The sequence below is a fragment of the Acinetobacter albensis genome (assembly GCF_900095025.1).
Classification (GTDB): domain Bacteria; phylum Pseudomonadota; class Gammaproteobacteria; order Pseudomonadales; family Moraxellaceae; genus Acinetobacter; species Acinetobacter albensis.
Genome location: NZ_FMBK01000002.1, coordinates 1 through 22,880 on the forward strand (window position 1 = coordinate 1; position 22,880 = coordinate 22,880).

The 22,880-nt window shown below is 34.8% G+C and carries 16 protein-coding genes and 2 pseudogenes; 16 read left to right on the forward strand and 2 right to left on the reverse strand.

Annotated features, from left to right (window positions below):
* The first annotated feature begins 204 nt into the window (after positions 1-204).
* Complete coding sequence (locus tag GA0116959_RS01295) at positions 205-1,089, forward strand: hypothetical protein (protein ID WP_092717542.1); 885 nt, start codon at positions 205-207, stop codon at positions 1,087-1,089.
* Between the two features lie 40 nt (positions 1,090-1,129).
* Here GA0116959_RS01295 and GA0116959_RS01300 read toward each other — a convergent pair.
* Positions 1,130-1,424, reverse strand: a pseudogene (locus tag GA0116959_RS01300) (transposase); the annotation flags it as partial.
* 129 nt (positions 1,425-1,553) lie between these two features.
* On the opposite strand from GA0116959_RS01300, the gene GA0116959_RS01305 reads away from it, so the two are divergent.
* The 9 genes and pseudogenes from GA0116959_RS01305 (at position 1,554) to GA0116959_RS01345 (ending at position 12,197) form a co-directional block, all read left to right on the forward strand.
* Positions 1,554-2,087 (forward strand): hypothetical protein, encoded by a 534-nt coding sequence (locus GA0116959_RS01305; RefSeq protein WP_092717546.1) that lies wholly within the window; start codon positions 1,554-1,556, stop codon positions 2,085-2,087.
* A 12-nt stretch (positions 2,088-2,099) separates the two neighbouring features.
* On the forward strand, positions 2,100-3,242 hold the full coding sequence (locus tag GA0116959_RS01310; protein WP_092717549.1) for a hypothetical protein: 1,143 nt from the start codon (positions 2,100-2,102) through the stop codon (positions 3,240-3,242).
* Positions 3,242-4,282, forward strand: a complete 1,041-nt coding sequence (locus tag GA0116959_RS01315; protein ID WP_092717552.1) for a TRAFAC clade GTPase domain-containing protein — start codon at positions 3,242-3,244, stop codon at positions 4,280-4,282. Before GA0116959_RS01310 ends, GA0116959_RS01315 begins: the two co-directional genes overlap by 1 nt.
* Positions 4,283-4,284: 2 nt before the next feature.
* Entirely contained in the window at positions 4,285-5,151 is an 867-nt protein-coding gene (locus GA0116959_RS01320) for a TRAFAC clade GTPase domain-containing protein (protein WP_244878549.1), read from the forward strand.
* A gap of 1 nt (position 5,152) precedes the next feature.
* Positions 5,153-7,774 (forward strand): hypothetical protein, encoded by a 2,622-nt coding sequence (locus GA0116959_RS01325; RefSeq protein WP_092717555.1) that lies wholly within the window; start codon positions 5,153-5,155, stop codon positions 7,772-7,774.
* Between the two features lie 529 nt (positions 7,775-8,303).
* A pseudogene (locus GA0116959_RS01330) lies at positions 8,304-8,534 on the forward strand (type IV secretion protein Rhs); the annotation flags it as partial.
* A gap of 208 nt (positions 8,535-8,742) precedes the next feature.
* The gene (locus tag GA0116959_RS01335) at positions 8,743-9,699 is read left to right on the forward strand and encodes a metal-dependent hydrolase (RefSeq protein ID WP_092717558.1); all 957 of its coding nucleotides are present in this window, start codon (positions 8,743-8,745) and stop codon (positions 9,697-9,699) included.
* Positions 9,700-9,740: 41 nt separating this feature from the next.
* On the forward strand, positions 9,741-10,586 hold the full coding sequence (locus tag GA0116959_RS01340; protein ID WP_092717562.1) for an SDR family NAD(P)-dependent oxidoreductase: 846 nt from the start codon (positions 9,741-9,743) through the stop codon (positions 10,584-10,586).
* Between the two features lie 15 nt (positions 10,587-10,601).
* Positions 10,602-12,197 (forward strand): flavin-containing monooxygenase, encoded by a 1,596-nt coding sequence (locus GA0116959_RS01345; RefSeq protein WP_092717565.1) that lies wholly within the window; start codon positions 10,602-10,604, stop codon positions 12,195-12,197.
* Positions 12,198-12,275: 78 nt separating this feature from the next.
* Here the strand turns inward: GA0116959_RS01345 and gltA are convergent, their stop codons facing one another.
* Positions 12,276-13,553 carry a citrate synthase gene (gene gltA / locus GA0116959_RS01350; RefSeq protein ID WP_053579837.1) on the reverse strand — a complete coding sequence of 426 codons (1,278 nt, stop codon included), beginning with the start codon at positions 13,551-13,553 and terminating at the stop codon, positions 12,276-12,278.
* A 1,005-nt stretch (positions 13,554-14,558) separates the two neighbouring features.
* Here gltA and sdhC point away from each other — a divergent pair.
* From sdhC to odhB, 6 genes are all read left to right on the forward strand, one after another.
* On the forward strand, positions 14,559-14,957 hold the full coding sequence (gene sdhC / locus GA0116959_RS01355; protein ID WP_053579838.1) for a succinate dehydrogenase, cytochrome b556 subunit: 399 nt from the start codon (positions 14,559-14,561) through the stop codon (positions 14,955-14,957).
* Positions 14,957-15,322 (forward strand): succinate dehydrogenase, hydrophobic membrane anchor protein, encoded by a 366-nt coding sequence (gene sdhD, locus GA0116959_RS01360; RefSeq protein ID WP_053579839.1) that lies wholly within the window; start codon positions 14,957-14,959, stop codon positions 15,320-15,322. The genes sdhC and sdhD overlap by 1 nt, the downstream gene beginning before the upstream one ends.
* Before the next feature lie 12 nt (positions 15,323-15,334).
* The gene (locus GA0116959_RS01365; protein WP_092717568.1) at positions 15,335-17,233 is read left to right on the forward strand and encodes an FAD-binding protein; all 1,899 of its coding nucleotides are present in this window, start codon (positions 15,335-15,337) and stop codon (positions 17,231-17,233) included.
* Positions 17,234-17,247: 14 nt separating this feature from the next.
* Entirely contained in the window at positions 17,248-17,958 is a 711-nt protein-coding gene (locus GA0116959_RS01370) for a succinate dehydrogenase iron-sulfur subunit (RefSeq protein ID WP_053579841.1), read from the forward strand.
* A gap of 817 nt (positions 17,959-18,775) precedes the next feature.
* A complete protein-coding gene (locus GA0116959_RS01380; protein ID WP_092718063.1) occupies positions 18,776-21,616 on the forward strand; it encodes a 2-oxoglutarate dehydrogenase E1 component in 2,841 nt (946 codons plus the stop codon).
* Positions 21,616-22,824: a 2-oxoglutarate dehydrogenase complex dihydrolipoyllysine-residue succinyltransferase gene (gene odhB, locus GA0116959_RS01385; RefSeq protein WP_053579843.1), complete on the forward strand. Its 1,209-nt coding sequence runs from the start codon at positions 21,616-21,618 to the stop codon at positions 22,822-22,824. The genes GA0116959_RS01380 and odhB overlap by 1 nt, the downstream gene beginning before the upstream one ends.
* Positions 22,825-22,880 lie beyond the last annotated feature (56 nt).

Here is a 22,880-nt window from a genome sequence, read left to right on the forward strand (position 1 = left end):
TAGTATCTTGACGCAAATCATCAATTTCTTGACGTGTCATTTGATAGTCATCTGGGAATTTAGTCATAAAAACAACTCCAAATTTAAAACATTATCAGTTCAATTAATATTTTTTGAGGACTATATTCCTCTTTTTGTGTTAATCTTACTACACTCAATAATATTAAAAATACCTAGTTTTATATATCGTTCGGAATTATTTAAATGAAAAATATAGATTTATTTATTGTTTTGAGCTTGTGTTTACCATTTGTGGGATGTGTAACAGCGAACTCAATTAAGCCTAGTGATGTAAAAGCTTATAAAACACCAAATCATTTAATCGCTGCTAAGTCTCTCAACGGTAAAGATGGAAATGGTAAGGAATATCTATTTGAGTCATCTGTACCTGATGCTTTAATTCCTTATGTCTATATGAGTAATCTCTGTGCTACTCAAGATGGTCGTTTCTTTCAAATGTCTAAGAGTATGTTTCGCTATTTAAGAGGCACACATATACCTGCTTTGAATAATCAACGTCTAATTTCAGCAACAGGTACATTTATATGTGCATCAAAAACACCATGGAATGTCTCCATTGAACCTGTTTTATCTCGTATTGGTGGAATGGGGCAACCCTTAAACTTTGTAACCCTTAAGACAGCTGTTATTTCTGATAATGAAGTACACAGCAATTTGACTGTATATCAGTCGCAAAAGAATATTGAAGAAAATAATAAAAAGCTAGCTATTGAAAAACACAAACTTGAACAACAGCGATTAAAAAATGACTATGAAAGAAATTTAGTGATTAATGCTCCTAAATCTAAGGATATTGGTCAAACGATTTGTAAAAATGCAGAGTTGTCTGAATTTACTGGGACTATTGTTCTCGGACAAGCCACATATCGCCAAGTTGATGGCTTAGTTATAGCTAGTTTTGAAGGTTTTTCAAATGATTATGTTAATTTGAAAATTAATATGAAGGGCTGGTTGAATAACTTCAATCAAATATCGTCAGGACCAAATGTTTTATATAAACAGACTCCTTTAGAGTCAGGTAGACTGATTTGGGACAGCAAGCAGGGCTGGTATAAGTGTGACCATTAAATATGCACGATGTACAGTTGATATGAGCATGAGATTATAACTCAGTAAAGCCTTTTAGCTTATATACACAAGCAACAGGAATACCTTGTACCTCACGATTTTTCAGTTCTGTCATCACGGATAGTCAGAATTTAACATTCTCTGTCTAAGCAATCCACATACCAAATAATTCTTTCTGCCCATCCATATTATAATGCCTAAAGCAAAATATATAGACTTGCTAATTAGATTGTAGTCTGCCGAAATTTTGCAACGATATAGTCGAGATAAATAACATCATACAAACTGTCTAATACTTTATTTTGCCACTCCGTTACTTTCTTAATCATAGCATCTTAACTGACTTATTAAAAAAATATATGAAAAAATGATATTAATTATTATCGTAAATTTTTAATCGTTAGTTGAAAAAAGACAGTAGAGTCAATATCATAATTTCAATAATTTTTTACTAAGAGCTATAAATGCATACTTCATTTCATCCTAATACAAAAAACTTTTTAAAAGAAAATTTTTCCTCTTATTTAGAAACAAAAAATTTGTGGGTAGAGGCTGGAGGTAAAGCATCAATGATTGCAGATACTCATGATGCTAAAACTAGATGGGAAGACTTATTCCGTAAGATGGATTCTGGCGCAATAGAACCTATAAAGTTGATTATAGGGGCACTATATGGTTACCCACTAAACAAAACATTACTTATTGAATTAAGAAATCAATTATCTGAAGGTGATCTAGATAAAGCAAGAAAATTTCTTGCACTACCTAATAATAATTCAATAATTGATTTAAATCAGATTCCTATAGAGAACGCATCAGCAGCTGTTAGTATTGCTTTGACAGAAAGTATTCAACCTAAAGTTTTAAGCGACAAATATGAAGATGCAGCAACTCAAGAGTTTAAGAAATCATTTGCTAGTAAAGCTGGTGAACTTATTGCTGTAGCAGGAAGTGCTGGATGGACACAAGTTTTTCAAACCATAATTTCAAATTTATAAGGACTTAGAAACATGACAATTGATGAAATTCACACAAAAATTTCAGATAAAATTAATCAAGATATTCTATTAAATTGGGCAGGAAAAAAAGAACTAAAAGAAGAAGATTCAGAGAGTATTAATAACTTTGTTCAAGAGTATAGTGAAGATCTGATTTCTAAAGAATTTATTGAGCTGGCTGAGATAGTATTGTCTGTGATCTATGTATCAAAGGATGGTAAGTCTTTAGAAAAATTGAAAAATGATATTTTTACTAGTATCAGTGAAAAGCATCCTTTACTTTTTCAAGGAATGGCTGACACTGGTGAAAAACCATTAGTATTTGCTAAAAATATTATATTATTAGCAATTAATCAGATGTTTAAAAATGAGATAGAAGAGGGTGAAAATCCTCATAAACTAATTGCACTAAGTATATGTATTGATTTTTTAAAATATTATAGTGCTAATATTAATGTTGAGAATAAATTTAGTCAGGAGTTTATTGATATTATATCTCAGTATAATAGAGATATAATTGATAGGGATTGGGGAAATAAAGTCATATCAAGAGGTACTGTACTGCCCTTATCAAATTTTATTAATTTAACATTTGAAGAAGGTCAGTCAATTCCTAGTGAAGAAAATTATATTTTAAAATCCCACAGTAATTCGGTAAATTTATATAACACTACAAAATCTATAGAAAAAAATTTTATTAATTTCAGAAATTCTGTTATTAGTTCTTATACACAAATTAAACGTGAACAGGATTTATTATGGTGGTTGAATGTAAGTCACACTACAAGCCATCCAGACCATCAATTTTATTCGTATAAAGAATTCTTAAATCCCTTAATCAGTGCTGTATTTATGGCTAATGATTTATGTGAGATAGAATCTTTAGAATTACCAGTTCCAAATAAAGTTAAAGCATTATTATTAGAATCATTATATAAATGTTTTCCAAAAATTATAAATGAAAATGTTGATTTGGTTGTAATTAAGGTGGTTTTTGATGATGAATTTAATATATATCCTAATATTGAAATTCTTCGAAATATATTGAAGTTTTTGGAAAAATATTGTGATTTAAACTTAAATGTTAAACCATCTATGTTTATTTTAAAGATATTGTCACTGGTTGAAATTTCTAAATTAGGATTTGAAGAATAATGTTATATACCTGTGGTAGATCTGAATGTGCTGTTAAAAATTGTTTGGATAATGGTGATATACCATGTTTAGAGGGAGATGCATATGAAGATTGTCAATATATAAAATTAATTAATAATGAAAATAACTTGCAGGAAGATAATGAAGCGAATCAGGTGGTTGAAGAGAGTGAAATAGATTTTAAAAATATATTAAGTAGTAGGGGTTTTATAAAAAGTGAAAATATTAAGTTTTTCGGTCTAGAAGCTGAGCCAAGTATTGCAACATTAATAGGTTTGCCAAACTCAGGAAAAACAAGCTTATTAACTTCAATGTTATACGCATTGCGGATGGACAATGAACAGCAATTAAGTTTTATGGGTTCATCTACATTAAATGCTTGGAGCAATTTAATTAATTTAACTTTATATGCTCACGGTAACACTCCTCGGCATCCAGAAAGGACAATTGACAGATCGGAAACCCAATACCTTCATCTATTAATTAACAAAGATGATATTGGATATGATCTTTTACTAGGTGACACAGCAGGAGAGATTTTTTCAGGTATAGTTGAGAACTATGATACAGAAAGCCAAGAATATAAAAGAATTATAAAATGGATATCAGAAGTAAAAACGCTATTGATTTGTTTAGATAGTTCAGATTATTACACAGCAGATATATGGATATCTAAAGAAAACCATATGATTTTTATTGATAGAATTTCAGAAATTATTGCTGATTTTAATCCTGATGTAAGAGTGGTATTTGTACAGACTAAATATGATAAAGTTGATGAAAATCATAATAATTTCGAATATCATAAAGAAGTTAATGATTATTTTTTAGAAAAATTAAGCGATAATTTAGTGGGTATTGCAAAAACAATTAGTATTACTGCTAATCAAGGTGTTTTACCTAAAGATATTGATAATATATTAGCTTTTTGTATTAATAATTCATATGTTATTCTAGATGAAAAAGTTCACCTAAATATAGATGATAAAATATCAAGTAAAGAAAAATTAATTTATAATCATTTAAAAGAGTGGATTTGATAATGTATAACTTTTTAATCTTAGGTGAACCTGCAGCAGGTAAATCAAATTTTTTAAGAATGTTAGCTTATAACTGGTCATTAAAAAATTCTTCTGTAATACAAACTAAAACACCTTCAAAATTACTGAGTCAAGATATATTGCAAGGGTATGTAGTTGATAGGACACAAGAATCATATAAAAATTTTGAATGGTGTTTAAAATATCAAGATAAGGTAATTAATATAGAATTACCAGAATATAATGGTGAAGAGTTTTTAGCATTAGCACAATCTCCAGAGTGGAGTAAAGAGTGGGTTGAACGTATTGAAGATTGTAATGGTATCATTTTAGTAATTTCTGCAGATAAAGATGAGGTTTATGATTTGGCTCGACCAGCAGAGAGCCAAGTTGAAACCCAAAAAAATGATAAAACTGGGAAAGATAACTTAATAAATAACGATCTAAATTATATTGCTTTCTTTCAGCAACTCTTCTGTTTGAAACAAATTTCACGAAAAACAAAGAAGAAAATACCATTACTTATTGTAATGAATTTTTGGGATAAAGTCATAAAAGATAAAATCGATATAAATCCAGAACAGAAATTAAAAAATGAATTGCCGTGGTTCTATGAGTTTATAAAAACAAACTGGGATACCGAATATTTGAAAATATTTGGAATTAGCCCATTAGGTGATCATGCAGAAAACTTATATGTCAAATCTAAATACCCTGATAAGCCTTTAAAAAAAGTATCAGATGCTAAAGGAAAGTTTGTTAAAAGTTTACCTACTCAGTCGTGGGTTGTAAATAATGATAATCCACAAGAAAAAATAAGAAATTTAAGTTTGCCTTTTATGTGGTTATTTGAAAAAGTTGGAAGTTAAAATGTTTTTTGATTGGGCTTGTATTTATTCTGATGATAAAGTTTCTACAAACAAAGGACATCAATACAGAAGTGGTTCGTTAGATTTAAACTCAAGTCAAAAAACTGAATTAAAAAGCTTTTTTTATATTCCAAGTAATTTCCCAAAAATACCAGTGATTAGTGGGAAATGGTTTGATAATATTAATAAAATGGCAATTGGTGCTACTCAGATATTGCCTAATGAAGGTAGAACAAGTTATTTAACTTTTATTATTTTTCTAAGTAAAGAAGAATGTTCATCAATTATAGATATTTATAATATTCTGAAATACATCATAAATGATCCTACTAAATTGAAAGCTATTTGTGATCTATATGCTAAAGAAAAAATATTTATAGAGTTGGAAGTTAATAATAAAGTTAATGATGAAAAAATAGAAATATATAATAAAGCAAAAAATATAATTGTAACTTTATATGATCTTTACGCTAAAAGGGAAAATGGTAAGCCTGTCGTTCAGGATGGAATTTTAAACAGTCAGGATTATATTTTAATTTTAAGCCTTGTATGGAGTTTTATTTTTCCTTCATTAAGACACGAGTTTCATTGGTTTGGATTAATAAAACATATTGATATCCCTTTTGACGATCTTCCAAAGATTATATTTACTGATAAGATTTCACAACAATGGGAAAGTTCATTTATTTCTAAAAAGATTGTATTTGCTAATGAAATTATTAGTACTCCGTTATCGGAATACTATACTAATAATTTTTTCAATAAAACTGATACTCAAAATATTTTAGATAATTATCTTGGTGGATTGGAGGACTTATATCTTTTAAGTAATTATTTTACATATTTGAAAGGTTTTAATTTGACTGATGATACTACATTTAAAATTAATAATTTACTCTCGGTTTGTTCTTCTCTAAATTTATTATTAAGTAGAGGAGTTATATCGCAAGATTATTTTTCTTCATATTATTTGGTGCTGCAAAAAGATTTATATTTATTGCTGTCTGAAGTAGTAAGTATTAATCAGTTGAAAAGATTTTTCGCTGATAAATATTGTTTGCTCAGTACTGAAAATTTAAAGTTTTTGAAAAATATCATTATTAATTTTATCCAAGCTGGTCAATGTTTAGATAAGGCAATTTTAGCACATTCAGCAAAGTTCGATTGGGTGAAAATATTTTTTTTGGATGTTTATAGTAATATTAATTATAGTCATAAAATGGTAATAAAATCAATTTTATTAACTATTACTCAAGAATTAGATGAGATTAGAAGTAGTATTTTTGTTAATTTTATCTCTCGGTCTAGAGAAACACTATTTAAAAATTTCTTAATATATGATTATTTTAAAGAGGAATTTGTCGTTAGTAGTTATTCTTTATTTATTGATTTTTTTAAAAATGTCGATTGGGGGGAGTTTTCTATAATTTTTTCAATAATTTCACTCACAGTTGTTGAGGATAATAATAAAAAATTATTTGCTGAGATTTTAAAAAAAATAGAAATATATTCTTTATATTTAGAAGAATTTAAGAGCGCCATAAAATCAATATTGGGTAGTGATAAATTTACTGAGTTATATATTGAATTTTCTGAAGTTGTTTTGTTAGATGTATTCATATTATTTTTTGCTGAAAATTTAAAAATTATTAAAGGAACGAAAGTATCAAAAAATATTATTGATATAATTATAAAGATATTACCTACTTTATCTTCAAGTGATAAATCAATTTATTTTAATCAAGAATATTTTGATTTGTTGCTTAAATTTATGATTGATAAACAGTTGAAAGGGCTCATCTCAGTCCTGCTTGTAGAATTAAATGGTGTTAAGGATTTACATTTTTATAATTTAAGTTATAAAGAGCGTGAAATTCTTTGGGTGCTTGCAGGATCAATGAAATATTTACGACCTACTACGTTAAGGTGCATATCTAAAAACACACCCATTACTACAATTGAGACTACTTTATTTAAGGATATAAATATATTTTTGGTTGAAAACAGTGCGAATAGGATAAATAGCTATCTTGTTGATTATTTGAAAGATCCTCGTGTAATTTACTCTGTAGAACATAAAATTGTTTTAAATATTTTATCTTATTACATGAGTTCTTCTGAAATGAATGTATATATTTCAAAAATGAAGGTAAAAAAAGATGCTTTTAAAAGATTTGTTGATATTTTTAAAAGTAATAATAAAACAAAACTTAATAAGCTAAGAGATTATCATAGGATCATAATATTAGAGAATTTATCTTTAGAGGAAAAATTAGATGCTTGCTCACCAAATCACTTAACTGATGTTGATATTAACTTTAGCCAATGGGTTTTTTCATTTCAGGAGTGTTTGACTAATTTAATTAGTTCTAGACTTGAATTGGAAAATATTTGTCAATCATCTGGATTAAAGTATAAGAATTTTCCTAATGGTAATAGTATTTCTGAATTTGTTTCTATAGTTGTTTCTAAGGTTTTTAATCAAAAAATTATAAATCCCAGTGTATTTTTTAATTCTATACAGATTCATATTGGAATTGAAGATAGTGCTATTAACTATGATATTTTGAATAGCTATAAGTTATTTATTTTATTAAAAAGGTATTATGTTTTGAAATTTTAATTTACTCCCTGTTTGTTGTTTAAATTTTATACATATTTGGCTGTTATTTTTTCTTTTATGTAGTCAATATAAAAATGAAATATGTATCAATAATCTTAAGTAAGCTGTTGTTTAAAGTTACTCCATTATCTTAAAGCTTTATAGTATCTATTGTTGTAATGTTATTTTTACTATTAAGTAGTTTAAAAATAGGACTATTTAAGTTCTATTATTATTATAGGGATATTCTATTTTTTATATTTCAAGGAAATTTTATATTTCGCCTTTCAGTTCATTATTTTATCTAGGACCAGTCCACTTAAAGCAATACTTTAATTTATGAGCAAGTTTATTAAAGTATCTAACTTAGATGAGAATGAGTGTTCAAGAAGATGTTGATTTTTTATTAGGGTGTTTTTTGTTCAAATGAAATGATATTAAAAATGGACTAATATACAGAAATTTGTCCATTCCAATTATCTTTGTAATGGACTTGTTTTCGTGTATAGAGTCTATAACCTCTTGATTTTATTTGTCCATCACTAATCAACTTGTAGATAAATTAGCACATGTGTGGCAAATTCAGCAAGGTTTGGCCGTGGTGAGAAAAGCATTATTTGATCGTCAATATCATTATGTTTTAGAGCAGGGTAAGCTCTTTTTAAACTATGGAATTGAACAACAGGCACAAATGGTACAAGACTATTTTATACAAAAACAACGCGGTCAAAATTGTCAGGCTTATGAGGCATGTATTCCGTTCTTGTCACCTAAAGCATGATTCTGTCCTGAACTGCTAAATTGTTGGAAAAATTGTTAGACAAATAATTTTAAAGTCATAATTTGCTAATCAGATGATGTGAATTGCTAATGGCATATAAGGTGCTATCACTTAATTTTTCTATAAGGTTTGGTTTTTATTTTTAAGTTCGAGACACAATTCGACTTAGAAATAGAGGGAATTCAACATAGAAAAATAAGGTGTCACCATGTTATTTACACAATCGATAAAAGCAGTTTTTGCAAAGACATTTGCAGGTGCGCCATTCAATTTAGATCATCAATCTCCTGTTGTACCTATTCGCCATATGAAGTTTGATTTTGATCCTCAGCAGATTGATTATAAATTTTATATGAATGCCGAATTAGCGAGTGCATATTTTGCTTCGTTGTCGATTTTTCTCACCTATGGCGAGGATTTGGTCATTGATACGGCACGTTATCACCGGAATTTCATTCAAAACCCATTACTCAAACAACGCGTGACTTCGTTGATTGGTCAAGAAGCATTGCATTCTAAATTGCATGAAGAGCTGAATGATGCATTTCTACAGGTGGATTTGCCTGTAAAATTGTTTCGCACTTGGGCAGGTTGGGTCTTTAATTACGGCTTTAATCGTTTACCGCAACCGATTAAATTATCATTGATGGCAGCAATTGAGCATTTCACTGCAGTTTTAGCTGAGTATATGATGAATCATGAAGAAATCTTTTTTGCTTCTCAAGATGAAAAACAACGTGCGATATGGATGTGGCATATGCTGGAGGAATCAGAGCATAAAGATATCGCTTTTGATGTGTTTCAGACTTTATCCAATAATTACGCGTTACGTATCGCAGGTTTCTTTCCTGCCCTCGTCACAATTTTAGTCCTGATTTCAGCAGCATCTTTATTGGTTCCTTTTTATCGTAATCCTAAAAATTTAATCAGCCTAGCCTATTGGAAGGATATGCGTCGAAGTGTTGGGCTTATTTTTGGGTTTAAAGAAGGGGTGTACGGAAGCAGTATTTCGCATATTTTTGATTATTTACGTCCTGACTTTCATCCGAATGATCATGATACTTCGGCATTTTTAGAATATTACAAACAACGTTTGCTCAATCCAGTTGATGGTGTTTTAGCGCCTTATTTTATAAAAGAATTTATTCCTGCATTAAAAAGCTAAATCTAAAAAATAAGTAAATATAAAATCAATGGACAAAAAATATGGTTATTTTTTCAAAAAAATCACTACCATCAAAAAAAGCCTATGCCGTGGTTACTGGGGCTGGAAGTGGTATTGGGCGTAGTTTTGCTGTGGAGCTCGCAAAGCGAGGTGGATGCCTGGTTTGTGCAGATATTAATTTAGCTGCAGCCCAAGAAACTGTGGATATGATCCGAACTCAAACTTCCTCAGTCGCTTTTGCTGTTCAGTGTGATGTCAGGGATCCAGAGCAAATTCAGAATTTGTCGGAACATGCTGAACAACTCATGAATCATCCCGTAAGTTTGTTAATTAATAATGCTGGCGTAGGGCTAGGTGGAAAATTTGATGAAATGACCTTGGATGATTGGCAATGGTGTATGGCGATCAATTTATGGGGCGTTATTTATGGTTGTCATTATTTTGTACCAAAATTTAAGCAGCAGGGTTTTGGTGCAATTATCAATGTGGCTTCGGCCGCGGGCTTCACCGCAGCACCAGAAATGACGGCTTATAACGTGACCAAATCCAGTGTATTGGCATTATCCGAAACACTTTCTGCAGAGTTACGCAGTGCCAATATTTGCGTAAATGTACTTTGTCCTACGCTGGTTCCAACCAATATTATGAAAAATGGTCGTTTACCCAATCGCTATTCAGGACTCGCAGATAAATTATTGATGGAGCATTCTTTTGTAAATAGTGATCAAGTTGCAATTAAAACGTTAAATCAATTGGATGCTGGAAAGCTTTATACCATTCCACAACCTGATGCCAAAATTTTGTGGTTGATGAAACGTGTTGCGCCTAGTCTATATATCAAATTACTTGGAATAGGTTATCCAATATTTAATAAATATTTAAAATAATCAGGGGATTGTAAAATGAATATTAAGAGTGAATTTGATACTGGATTAGAACTCGGTGATGCAAATACATTGCAAAACCCGAAACAAACACGTCTAAAAACCAATAAAAAAAACGTTTCAGCTCAGGCTAAAAATATAAAAGATAATCGTGTAAACGTATCTACTCATGTATATGACACGATTATTGTAGGGGCTGGAATTTCAGGCATTGCAGCTGCAATAAAGTTAAAGCATGTTGGCTACGATAATTATATTGTGATTGAAAAGGCTGATCGGGTCGGTGGAACGTGGCGTGAGAATACTTATCCCGGTTGCGGTTGTGATGTGCCGTCTGCTTTATATTCTTATTCTTTTGCACCCAGTCATAAATGGAGTCACTTATTTGCCAAACAACCCGAAATTTTGAGTTATTTAGAAGATGTTAGTGACCAATTTGGAATTGATGAAAAAATTGAATTTAATAATGAACTGATGAATGCGAAATGGAATAACACGCAGAGTGTTTGGGAGTTAGAAACGGCAAAAGGGCAGTATATTGCGAAAACTGTGATTTTTAGCACAGGACCAATTACTGAGCCACAATTGCCAAAATTAAAAGGAATAGAAACTTTTAAAGGAGAAATGTTCCATTCTGCTCGCTGGAATCATCACTATGATTTGAGTGGAAAACGGATTGCTGTCATTGGCACAGGAGCTTCTGCAATTCAGTTTGTACCGCAAATTCAACCTTTGGCAAAAGCATTATTGGTCTTTCAGCGTACTGCACCTTGGGTCTTACCCAAACCTGATTTTATATTAAGTGACCAATTTAAAGCAGTGGTACAAAAATTCCCTAATATTCAGCAGGGATGGCGTGGTGTTGTCAGTACTTCTTTAAATGTAATCAATTTTGGATTAAGACATCCTCGTAGTTTAGAACCCTTTAACTTCTTAGGTCGAAAATTGTTGAGTTTGCAAATTCATGATCCGCAGCTACGCAAACAGGTAACGCCTAACTTTTCTATTGGTTGTAAGCGATTATTATTTGCGAATAATTATTATCCAGCATTGCAGGCAAACAATACTCAACTTATTCCGTATGGCTTGGTTGAAATTGATGGGAATACTGTCATTGCATCAAATGGTGAGCGTCATGATGTGGATGTGATTATTTGGGGAACGGGCTTCGAAGTTTCTCATCCCCCTATTGGGAAGCGTGTGAGTAATGCAAATGGACAATTGCTCTCGGATTTATGGAAAAATAGCTCTCCAGAAGCTTTCTTGGGAACCAGTATTTTGGATTTACCGAATGCTTTTTTAGTGCTAGGTCCTAATATTTTGGTTTACGACTCATTTATTGGTATTGCGGAAGCGCAGCTTGATTACATTGTCAGTGGTTTAATGAAAATGAAGCAGCTTAAATTTACCCGCTTTGAAGTAAAAAAACACATCCTAAGTCAATATAACCATAAAGTACAAAATCAGCTTCAAACTACAGTATTTAATAAAGGTGGTTGTAAAAGCTATTATTTAGATGCGAATGGTCGGAATTTTGCCGCTTGGCCGTGGTCCTTACAAAAGCTAAAACAGCAACTTAAAAGCTTAGATTTAAAAAACTACGATATAAATTAATGATTGTATAATTAAGAATTTAAATATTTTGAGAAATAAAAACCACCCAAAAGGGTGGTTTTTATAAGTCATTAAAAATTAACGACCTTGCATGTCACGTTGAACTTCACCTGTGTAAAGTTGACGTGGACGACCAATTTTGTATGGTCCGCTGTGCATTTCTAACCAATGACTGATCCAACCAACAGTACGTGCAAGCGCGAAAATTACAGTAAACATTTCAGTCGGAATACCAATCGCTTTAAGGATGATACCTGAGTAGAAATCTACGTTTGGATATAGGTTACGCTTGATGAAGTATTCATCAGATAACGCAATACGCTCAAGTTCCATTGCAAGTGCAAGTTGTGGATCATTGATGCCTAGAGCAGCAAGAACTTCATCACAAGTTTCTTTCATGACTTTCGCACGTGGATCGAAGTTTTTATAAACTCGGTGACCGAAGCCCATAAGTTTAACTTCTTTAGTTTTCACTTTTTCCATGAAGCTAGCAACGTTTTCTACAGTGCCGATTTCATCAAGCATCTTAAGAACAGCTTCGTTCGCGCCGCCGTGAGCAGGGCCCCAAAGTGCCGAAATACCCGCAGCGATACACGCATAAGGATTTGCACCAGTAGAACCCGCTAAACGTACAGTTGACGTAGATGCGTTTTGTTCATGGTCAGCATGAAGCGTGAAAATACGATCCATGGCTTTAGCCAGAATAGGGTTAACTTTGTAATCTTTGTCTGCTGGAGTTGCAAACATCATATACAAGAAGTTTTCAGCGTAACTTAAGTCATTACGCGGATACATAAATGGTTGACCAACAGTGTATTTGTAGCTCCATGCAGCAAGTGTAGGAACTTTAGCAATTAAGCGAACTGCTGTAATTTCACGGTGATCAACATTTTCGATATCTAAATTGTTGTGATAGAAGGCAGAAAGTGCACCCACTACACCTACCATGATTGCCATCGGATGAGCATCACGACGGAAACCATTAAAGAAACGACTCACTTGATCATGAACCATCGTATGGTTACGAACTTTAGTATCGAATTCTACTTTTTGTTCAGGAGTTGGGAGTTCACCACTTAACAGCAAATAGCAAGTTTCTAAGTAATCTGCTTTAGTTGCAAGTTGGTCAATTGGATAACCGCGATGCAGAAGAACACCTTTATTACCATCGATGTATGTGATTTTAGATTCACATGCAGCAGTAGCCATAAAACCAGGATCAAAAGTAAAGTGACCTGAGGTCAACACATCTTTAACATCGATTACATCTGGGCCCAATGTACCGCTGTAAATTGGTAATTCAATTTCTTTGCCATCAAGCTGTAAAACGGCTTTTTTGCCAGTTGCTTCAGACATTCAATAGATCTCCTGTCCTGGTGAATGTTTATTTAACTCGCAGTACTCATCTTTTAATGCGCGAATTAAACGGGTCAAAATTTGCTATAAGATTAGTGAGTGCTGAAATTTTGTCAATTATACTTATGGATAAAAAATGACATTTTCATAAAGTCTTGGTCAAAAAATACCCAGTAGAATAAGAGGGTATGCAGCACTGACGCAGTATAATAAGTCATATTGAATAAGAGGTGCAGAAAAAAATATCAGTAAAGGTTTCATTATCAGTCATTTTTTATGGGTAAAAATAATAACGATTACTGATTTTGTTGTTGATTTTTAATCAAAAAACATCATAATTATAATAACTTAGGTGAAAGTATTGATCTTGTTGGGGGTTCGTTATGCATTATTTAAAATCATCAATATTTTCAAAAATAATTTTTATTTAGTGATTGGAGACGAGAATAAATGTATGAAAAACGATTGTTTTTTATTCAATTATTTGCAGTTCAAGTATTTTATTGCACATTAAGTAAACAAAATATGGGGGTAAATAAGAAACTTAATAACAGGGAATGAACGTTTATTATAAGAGTAAAATAGTTTTTGAATAAATATCTTATATTTGCTTAATAAATATTGAATTATTTTTTAAGTGATAATGAAAATAAATATACATAGATAATTATTATTTGTTGATCTTTAGTCTAAATAAAATGAATTTAATTTTTGGGGGTTAGATATAGGGGTAAGCTTATATTTTAATTAAAAAAAACCTCTGATTGGATTTTATATAGGCGAGATATTTAGACTTTTTTGATGGGTTATTTTATGTTAATGATTCTTATTTAATGATTTTTATGCAAAAAGCCAAAAGTGATTGTTTGTATTTTGATAGTTGACGTTTTATAATTCAGTGTCGTTTTAAGTTTAGGGGTTGCGGCATTATAGCAATCACCTAAAAATGCTAGCTTTCCTTCGAATTAATTCCAACAAACTCCGGATGGAGTTTTTACTTACAGGATGCCCGCTGTGAAAAGCAACAGACCTGTCAATTTGTCCATGGGTCAAGTTTTAGAAGTAAACTTAAAATCCCCTGTGGCTATTGCATCAATTCTACACCGTCTATCTGGTGTCATCGTATTTTTACTTGTACCAGTGCTTTTGTGGCTTTTAGACAAATCATTGTCTTCGGCTGAAGGTTTTGCTCAAGTTCAAGCAATCTTCGGTAGCTTCATTGTGCGCTTTGTCGTATGGGTATTTGTAGCTGGCTTAATTTTCCACTTTATTGCGGGTGTTAAGCATTTACTTGCTGACCAAGGTATTGCCGAAGAACTACAAAGTGGTCGAATCGCAGCTACTATTTCATTGATTTTGTCTGCAATCGGTATTGTTGCTGCATTTGTATGGATTGTTCTCTAATGAAAAGTGCTACCGGTTTTACAGGTTCAGGTTCGCGCGATTGGTTCATCCAACGTGTAAGTGCTGTTGTATTGGCTGTTTATACTGTTGTGGTATTTGGTTGGATCCTTTGTAATGGCGGATTTAACTATGAGCAATGGTTTGGCTTTATGATGACATTACCAATGAAGATTTTATCTTTATTGGCGGTCTTATCTCTTGTCGCACACGCTTGGATTGGCATGTGGCAAGTATTCACAGATTATGTGACTACTCGTCAGATGGGTCCTTCAGCTTCAGGTTTACGCCTTGTGCTGACATCAGCAGTCATTATTGCTGTATTTGCATATGCAATCTGGGCGATCCAGATTTTTTGGGCGAATTGATAGGAAAAAATCATGGGCGCTATAACCCCTAAAGAAGACTACACAAATATTCAACACCTCACTTTCGATGCAGTTATTGTGGGTGGTGGTGGTTCAGGTATGCGTGCTTCATATCAACTTGCTCAAGCTGGTTTGAATGTTGCAGTCCTGACTAAAGTATTCCCAACACGTTCGCACACTGTTGCAGCGCAAGGTGGTATAGGTGCATCTCTTGGTAATATGCAAGAAGATAACTGGCACTACCACTTTTATGACACAGTAAAAGGTTCGGACTGGTTAGGTGACCAAGATGCAATCGAGTTTATGTGTCGTGAAGCGCCTAAAGTTGTTTATGAACTTGAACACATGGGTATGCCGTTCGACCGTAATGCAGATGGTACGATTTACCAGCGTCCTTTTGGTGGTCACTCTGCGAATTATGGTGAAAAACCAGTTCCACGTGCATGTGCTGCAGCTGACCGTACAGGTCATGCGTTGCTTCATACGCTTTATCAAAGCAACGTGAAAATGGGTACTCAATTCTTTGTTGAATGGATCGCACTTGATCTGATTCGTAACGAAGCGGGTGATGTACTTGGTGTGACTGCAATTGACCAAGAAACGGGCAATATTGCGGTGTTCCAAGCCAAAGCAACATTGTTTGCAACGGGTGGTGCGGGTCGTGTTTACCGTGCATCTACCAATGCGTACATCAATACTGGTGACGGTCTTGGTATGGCAGCACGTTCAGGTATTCCATTGCAAGATATGGAGTTCTGGCAGTTCCACCCAACAGGTGTTGCTGGTGCAGGCGTATTGCTGACCGAAGGTTGTCGTGGCGAAGGTGCAATCCTTCGTAACAAAGATGGTGAACCATTTATGGAGCGCTATGCACCAACTTTGAAAGACTTGGCTCCACGTGATTTCGTATCACGTTCTATGGACCAAGAAATTAAAGAAGGTCGTGGTTGTGGTCCTAAAGGTGATTATATCCTGTTGGATATGACGCATTTAGGTGCAGATACCATCATGAAGCGTTTACCTTCTGTGTTTGAGATTGGTAAAAAATTCGCGAATGTCGACATTACTCGAGAACCAATTCCAGTTGTACCGACGATCCATTATCAAATGGGTGGTATTCCAACCAATATTCATGGGCAAGTTGTTGTTCCTGAAGGTGCTCCGGATACTAACTTTGAGGCGGGTTACGACAAAGCTGGTGAATCTTACTCAAGTAATGGTGGCGAACGTAACTATACAAAACCAATCAAAGGCTTTTATGCTATTGGTGAATGTTCTTGCGTGTCTGTACATGGTGCAAACCGTTTAGGTACAAACTCACTTCTTGATTTGGTTGTGTTTGGTAAAGCTGCGGGTGAACACATCATTGATTATGTGACTAAACATCACGGTGATGAGTATCAACCGCTGCCAACGACTGTATTTGAAAATACACGCAAACGTATTCGTGATTTAGATGAATCAACTTCGGGTGAAAATGCTCAAGAAGTTGCTGATGCTATTCGTGATATCGTTCAAGATCATGCTGGTGTATTCCGTACCCAAGCGTTGCTTGATGAGGGTGTAAAACAGATTCTTGCGATTGAGCCACGCGTTCGTAATATTCATTTAAAAGACAAATCGAAAGTATTTAACACTGCGCGTGTTGAAGCTTTGGAAGTTGAAAATTTATATGAAGTTGCAAAAGCAACGCTAATCTCTGCGGCTGCTCGTAAAGAATGTCGTGGTGCGCATACTGTGGTTGATTATGAGTTACCAGCAGATCACCCAACGTATTCTTATGGTCGTCGTGATGATGAATGGATGAAACATACTTTATGGTTCTCATCGGATAATCGTCTTGAGTATAAGCCAGTGCGTTACAAGCCAGTATCGGTTGATGCGATTCCACCAGCACCACGTACATTCTAATCAGGAGAATAAAGATGAGTAGAGGTACTCGTACATTTCATATCTATCGCTATGATCCTGATAAGGATAAAGCACCGTACATGCAAACTTACAAGCTTGAGTTAACTGACAAGCATCGTATGTTGCTTGATGCGCTTCTAGCATTGAAAATCCAAGATGAAACTTTAACATTCCGTCGCTCATGTCGTGAAGGAATTTGTGGTTCGGATGGTGTAAACATTAATGGTAAAAATGGTTTAGCGTGTCTTTGGAACCTAAACGATTTACCGAATGAAATCACGATTCGTCCATTGCCGGGTTTGCCAGTGGTTAAAGACTTGGTTGTAGATATGAATCAGTTCTACGATCAGTATAATAAAATTCATCCATTCTTGATCAATAATCAGCCTGCGCCAGCGAAGGAACGTTTACAGTCTCCTGAAGAGCGTGAGCATTTAAATGGTCTGTATGAATGTATTTTATGTGCATGTTGTTCAACTGCATGTCCTTCATTTTGGTGGAACCCAGACAAGTTCTTGGGTCCTTCAGCATTGTTGAATGCATACCGTTTCATTATTGATTCGCGTGATACAGCAACTCAAGAGCGTTTGGCTCGTCTAGACGACCCATTCTCTTTATTCCGTTGTAAAGGCATTATGAACTGCGTATCGGTTTGTCCTAAAGGTCTTAATCCGACCAAGGCAATCGGTCATATCCGTAGCATGATGTTTGATCAAGCAGGATAAGTTCTGTTGTAATAAAAAAGCATGCCTATAGGCATGCTTTTTTATATCTCTCAGATGTGGACTTGTTTTGGATTTATAAAAGTTGTAAAGGATTTGTCCGTCGAATAAATAGGATTGAATGAGTGTGGTGATCTTAAGGGTGATTATAAAATAAGCAAAAAACCAAACAATTGTTGTGAAGTTGTTTTAATTGATAAATTAACAGCGATTCTCTGGTTTGAGTCTGCAAAACTAAATTTAAAAATGTTATCCTATTAAAGTAAATAAAGAGAGCCAGTGTAAAAGTTGTGCTCTTTTTTGCTATGCGAAGGTTTGGTATAGGACTATGGTCTACATTGAATCCGAGTATTATATGAAGCACCATATATTAGATGAAAATAGTGGTGATGTATTTAGCTAATTTATAGGAGGTATGTGTCAAAAAAATCAATTGTAACTAAAGAACATGTTAGGATTTACTGGCAAGTTTTAGGTGAAAAAATTGCATTTATGTACATTTTTTCAACACTTAGGTGGGTCTATAAGGTTTATAAATTAAAGAGAAATCGCTTTAGAAAAAATAATATTGTGTGCTTATTTTTTCTAAGTCGATTTGCAAAAAATTGCTCGGTTTCGGTCGAGTATTCAATGAGTGATGATGCCAATAGGGGCGTTATGATTCATTATTCACATTGGGTTATTCCTAATGTAGTGATAACGCCTCTTGGCTTAATGCCTTGTGCGGACTAATGTCATTTTACCAATTTGATGTTATTAATCATGGGTTCGCTTAAAAAGCATCCTGAAAATGTTTTTGCAATAGGAAATGGGTCCACAAATGCAAGAAGTTGCTGACGCACTGCGTCTTGACACAGAGCTTTCCGCTGACAGTGCAGCGTATATTGAAGAACTTTATGAACATTATTTAACCTCACCAGACTCGGTTGGAGCTGATTGGCGTGAATATTTCGATAAATTCCCTAAAGGTGATCAACCGCATAGCAATGTACGTGAGCAGTTCCTATTATTAGGTCGTAATTCTAATCGTGTTCAAGCCGTTGTTCAAAGTGCAGTGAGCTCAGAACATGGCCAACGTCAAATCGGTGTGTTACAACTTATTGCTGCATATCGTAATCGCGGTCATCAAAAAGCAAAATTAGATCCTTTAGGTTTGGCTAAACGTGAAATCGTTCCAGATCTTGATCTTGCTGCGCATGGTTTAACTCAATCTGATTTAGATACTGTATTTAATACAGGGAATTTATCTATCGGAAAAAATGAAGCGACTTTAGGTGAAATGGTTCAAGCAATGGAAGCAACGTATTGTGCTTCTATTGGTACAGAGTACATGCACATTGTTGACACCAAAGAGAAGCGTTGGATTCAACAGCGTCTTGAAAGTGCAAAAGGTCAATTCAATTTTACTCCAGAACAGAAAAAACATGTTTTAGAGCGTCTGACAGCAGCTGAAGGCCTAGAGAAATTCCTAGGTAATAAATATGTTGGTGCTAAGCGCTTTGGTGTTGAAGGCGGTGAGTCTTTTATTCCAATGGTGAATGAACTCATTCAGCGTGCAGGTTCTGTCGGTTGTAAAGAAGTTGTGATTGGAATGCCACACCGTGGACGTCTAAATCTACTTGTTAATATTATGGGTAAAAACCCAGCTGACTTGTTTGGTGAGTTTGAAGGCAAATCAATTCATAAAAAAGGTTCTGGCGACGTTAAATATCACCAAGGTTTTTCTTCAAATGTAATGACACCAGGTGGTGAAGTACATTTAGCATTGGCATTCAATCCATCGCATTTAGAAATTGTTGGGCCTGTGGTTGAGGGTTCCGTTCGTGCGCGTCAAGTTCGTCGTAAAGATATTGGTGGTGATGATGTATTGCCAGTGATTGTGCACGGTGATGCTGCATTTGCTGGGCAAGGTGTCAATCAAGAAACTTTCCAGATGTCGCAAACCCGCGGTTATACCGTAGGTGGTACAGTGCATATTGTTGTGAATAACCAAGTTGGTTTCACGACTTCTGATCCACGTGATGCACGTTCTACAGAATACTGTACTGATATTGCAAAAATGATTCAGTCCCCAATTTTCCATGTGAATGGGGATGATCCTGAAGCTGTATTGTTTGTTGCTCAATTGGCGCATGATTTCCGTCATACCTTCCGTAAGGATGTAGTGATTGATATGTTCTGCTACCGTCGTCGTGGTCACAACGAAGCCGATGAGCCAGCAGCAACACAACCAATGATGTATCAAGTGATCAACAAGAAAGTGACTACACGTGCACTTTATGCAGATCAATTGGTTCAACAAGCAGTGCTTGATCGTGCAGTTGCAGATCAAATGATTGAAGATTATCGTTCAAATTTGGAAGCGGGTAAGCATGTAGCGAACGCGTTGGTTTTAGAACCAAATACCAAAATGTTTGTTGATTGGAAACCTTATTTAGGTCACGACTATACAGATGATTGGGATACAACATTCCCAATTGAGCGTTTAAAAGAACTTGGTGCAAAAATGCGTGAGCTTCCAGAAGGCTTCGTGATGCAACGTCAAGTGTCTAAGGTGATCGATGATCGCTTAAAAATGCAAACGGGTGAAATGCCGTTAAACTGGGGTGCTGCTGAAACTTTAGCTTATGCAACTGTTTTGGATGAAGGCTATTTATTCCGTTTAACAGGTGAAGATGTTGGTCGTGGTACTTTCTCACATCGTCATGCAAAACTGCATAACCAAGTTGATGGCTCTGTTTACATTCCATTATGTAACTTGAAAGAAAATCAACCTCGTACTGCTATTTATGATTCACTCTTGTCAGAAATGGCGGTATTGGCTTTTGAATATGGTTATTCAACGACTTTACCGAAAAGCTTAATTATTTGGGAAGCGCAATTCGGTGACTTCGCAAACTGTGCGCAAGTGGTGATTGACCAATTTATCTCATCGGGTGAAACCAAATGGGAGCGTGTTTGCGGCTTAACATTGTTGCTTCCACATGGTTACGAAGGTCAAGGTCCAGAGCATTCATCTGCACGTTTGGAACGTTTCTTACAGCTGTGTGCCGAAGACAACATGCAAGTGATTACACCGACTACGCCTGCACAGATTTATCATGCAATGCGTCGTCAAGCGGTTCGACCAATTCGTAAACCTATGATTATCACTTCTCCGAAATCATTGCTTCGTCACAAATTGGCAACCTCTACTTTGGATGAGTTGGCAACGGGTACATTCCAAACTGTGATTGATGAAATTGATCAAATTAACAAAGCGGATGTCACACGTTTAGTACTTTGTGGTGGTAAGGTTTATTACGATTTACTTGAAAAACGTCGTGAACAAGCGTTGACCAATACAGCGATTGTGCGTATTGAGCAATTATATCCGTATCCAGAAAAACGTATTGCTGAAATGCTTGCTTCTTATCCGAATGTAAAAGAAGTAGTTTGGACGCAAGAAGAACCGAAAAACCAAGGTGCTTGGTTATTTATCGCACCACGTCTTTATGATGATGTGATGAAAACAGGTAAACAAGTTCGTATTAGTTATGCAGGTCGTGAAGCTTCTGCTGCACCGGCTTGTGGTTCACCTTATTTGCATGCAAAACAACAAGCTCAGCTGGTTAACGACGCATTGGCGATTGTGGCTGAACAATCAGGAGATTCTAAATAATGGCAACCGAAATTAAAGCACCGGTATTCCCAGAGTCAGTTGCAGACGGAACAATTGCAACTTGGCACAAACAACCAGGTGAAGCTGTATCACGCGATGAAGTGATTTGTGATATTGAAACTGATAAAGTTGTTTTAGAAGTTGTCGCTCCTGCTGACGGTACAATTGCCTCAATCATTAAAGGTGAAGGCGAAACTGTTTTATCAAATGAAGTGATTGCTCAATTCGAAGAAGGTGCTGTTTCTGGTGCTGCGCAAACTCAAGCTGTTCAATCAGAGCAGAAAGTAGAGCAAGCGGCTTCACAAACTGAAGCAGGTGCTTCTCCTGTAGTAGAGCGTGCTCAGCCTGTGTCTGATCAAGCGCCTGCGGTACGTAAAGCGTTGACTGAAACAGGTATTGCTGCGACTGATGTTGCAGGGACTGGTCGCGGTGGTCGCATTACGAAAGAAGATGTTGCTAATCATCAGACTAAACCAGCTGCTGCACCTTTAAGTGTCGCTGTAGGTGAGCGTATTGAGAAACGTGTTCCAATGACACGTCTTCGTAAGCGTGTAGCTGAGCGTCTTCTTTCTGCAACTCAAAACACTGCAATGTTGACGACGTTTAACGAAGTGAACATGAAACCTGTTATGGAAATGCGCAAGCAATTTAAAGATGCGTTTGAAAAGCGTCATGGTGCGCGTCTTGGCTTTATGTCTTTCTTTGTAAAAGCAGTTACTGAAGCACTTAAACGTTACCCAGCCGTAAATGCATCAATTGATGGCGATGATATTGTTTATCATGGTTATTATGATATTGGTGTTGCGGTATCAAGTGAGCGTGGCTTAGTCGTTCCTATTCTGCGTGATACAGACCGTATGAGCTATGCTGAAGTTGAATCGGGCATTGGTGCTTATGCTGCGAAAGCACGTGAAGGGAAATTGTCCATTGAAGAAATGACAGGTGGTACGTTCACTATCACCAATGGTGGTACCTTCGGTTCATTGCTTTCTACGCCTATTTTAAACCAACCACAAACTGCGATTTTGGGTATGCATAAAATCCAAGAGCGCCCTATGGCAGTCAACGGTCAAGTTGAAATCTTGCCAATGATGTATTTAGCGCTTTCTTACGATCATCGCATGATCGATGGTAAAGAAGCAGTAGGTTTCCTTGTAACAGTGAAAGAGCTGTTAGAAGAACCAGCTAAACTCATCCTTGACCTGTAACTAATTTATTATAAATCTTCCTTCAGCTCGCTTGATGAAAGCGGGAAAAGTCCTCT

Bases quoted from the DNA above. Each gene is read 5' to 3' on its own strand.
- GA0116959_RS01365 (WP_092717568.1), top strand. From the start codon at position 15,335: ATGGGCGCTATAACCCCTAAAGAAGACTACACAAATATTCAACACCTC.
- GA0116959_RS01370 (WP_053579841.1), top strand. From the start codon at position 17,248: ATGAGTAGAGGTACTCGTACATTTCATATCTATCGCTATGATCCTGAT.
- GA0116959_RS01315 (WP_092717552.1), top strand. From the start codon at position 3,242: ATGTTATATACCTGTGGTAGATCTGAATGTGCTGTTAAAAATTGTTTG.
- GA0116959_RS01325 (WP_092717555.1), top strand. From the start codon at position 5,153: ATGTTTTTTGATTGGGCTTGTATTTATTCTGATGATAAAGTTTCTACA.
- GA0116959_RS01310 (WP_092717549.1), top strand. From the start codon at position 2,100: ATGACAATTGATGAAATTCACACAAAAATTTCAGATAAAATTAATCAA.
- GA0116959_RS01340 (WP_092717562.1), top strand. From the start codon at position 9,741: ATGGTTATTTTTTCAAAAAAATCACTACCATCAAAAAAAGCCTATGCC.
- odhB (WP_053579843.1), top strand. From the start codon at position 21,616: ATGGCAACCGAAATTAAAGCACCGGTATTCCCAGAGTCAGTTGCAGAC.
- GA0116959_RS01335 (WP_092717558.1), top strand. From the start codon at position 8,743: ATGTTATTTACACAATCGATAAAAGCAGTTTTTGCAAAGACATTTGCA.
- gltA (WP_053579837.1), bottom strand. From the start codon at position 13,553: ATGTCTGAAGCAACTGGCAAAAAAGCCGTTTTACAGCTTGATGGCAAA.
- GA0116959_RS01345 (WP_092717565.1), top strand. From the start codon at position 10,602: ATGAATATTAAGAGTGAATTTGATACTGGATTAGAACTCGGTGATGCA.
- GA0116959_RS01305 (WP_092717546.1), top strand. From the start codon at position 1,554: ATGCATACTTCATTTCATCCTAATACAAAAAACTTTTTAAAAGAAAAT.
- GA0116959_RS01295 (WP_092717542.1), top strand. From the start codon at position 205: ATGAAAAATATAGATTTATTTATTGTTTTGAGCTTGTGTTTACCATTT.
- sdhC (WP_053579838.1), top strand. From the start codon at position 14,559: ATGCCCGCTGTGAAAAGCAACAGACCTGTCAATTTGTCCATGGGTCAA.
- GA0116959_RS01320 (WP_244878549.1), top strand. From the start codon at position 4,285: ATGTATAACTTTTTAATCTTAGGTGAACCTGCAGCAGGTAAATCAAAT.
- sdhD (WP_053579839.1), top strand. From the start codon at position 14,957: ATGAAAAGTGCTACCGGTTTTACAGGTTCAGGTTCGCGCGATTGGTTC.
- GA0116959_RS01380 (WP_092718063.1), top strand. From the start codon at position 18,776: ATGCAAGAAGTTGCTGACGCACTGCGTCTTGACACAGAGCTTTCCGCT.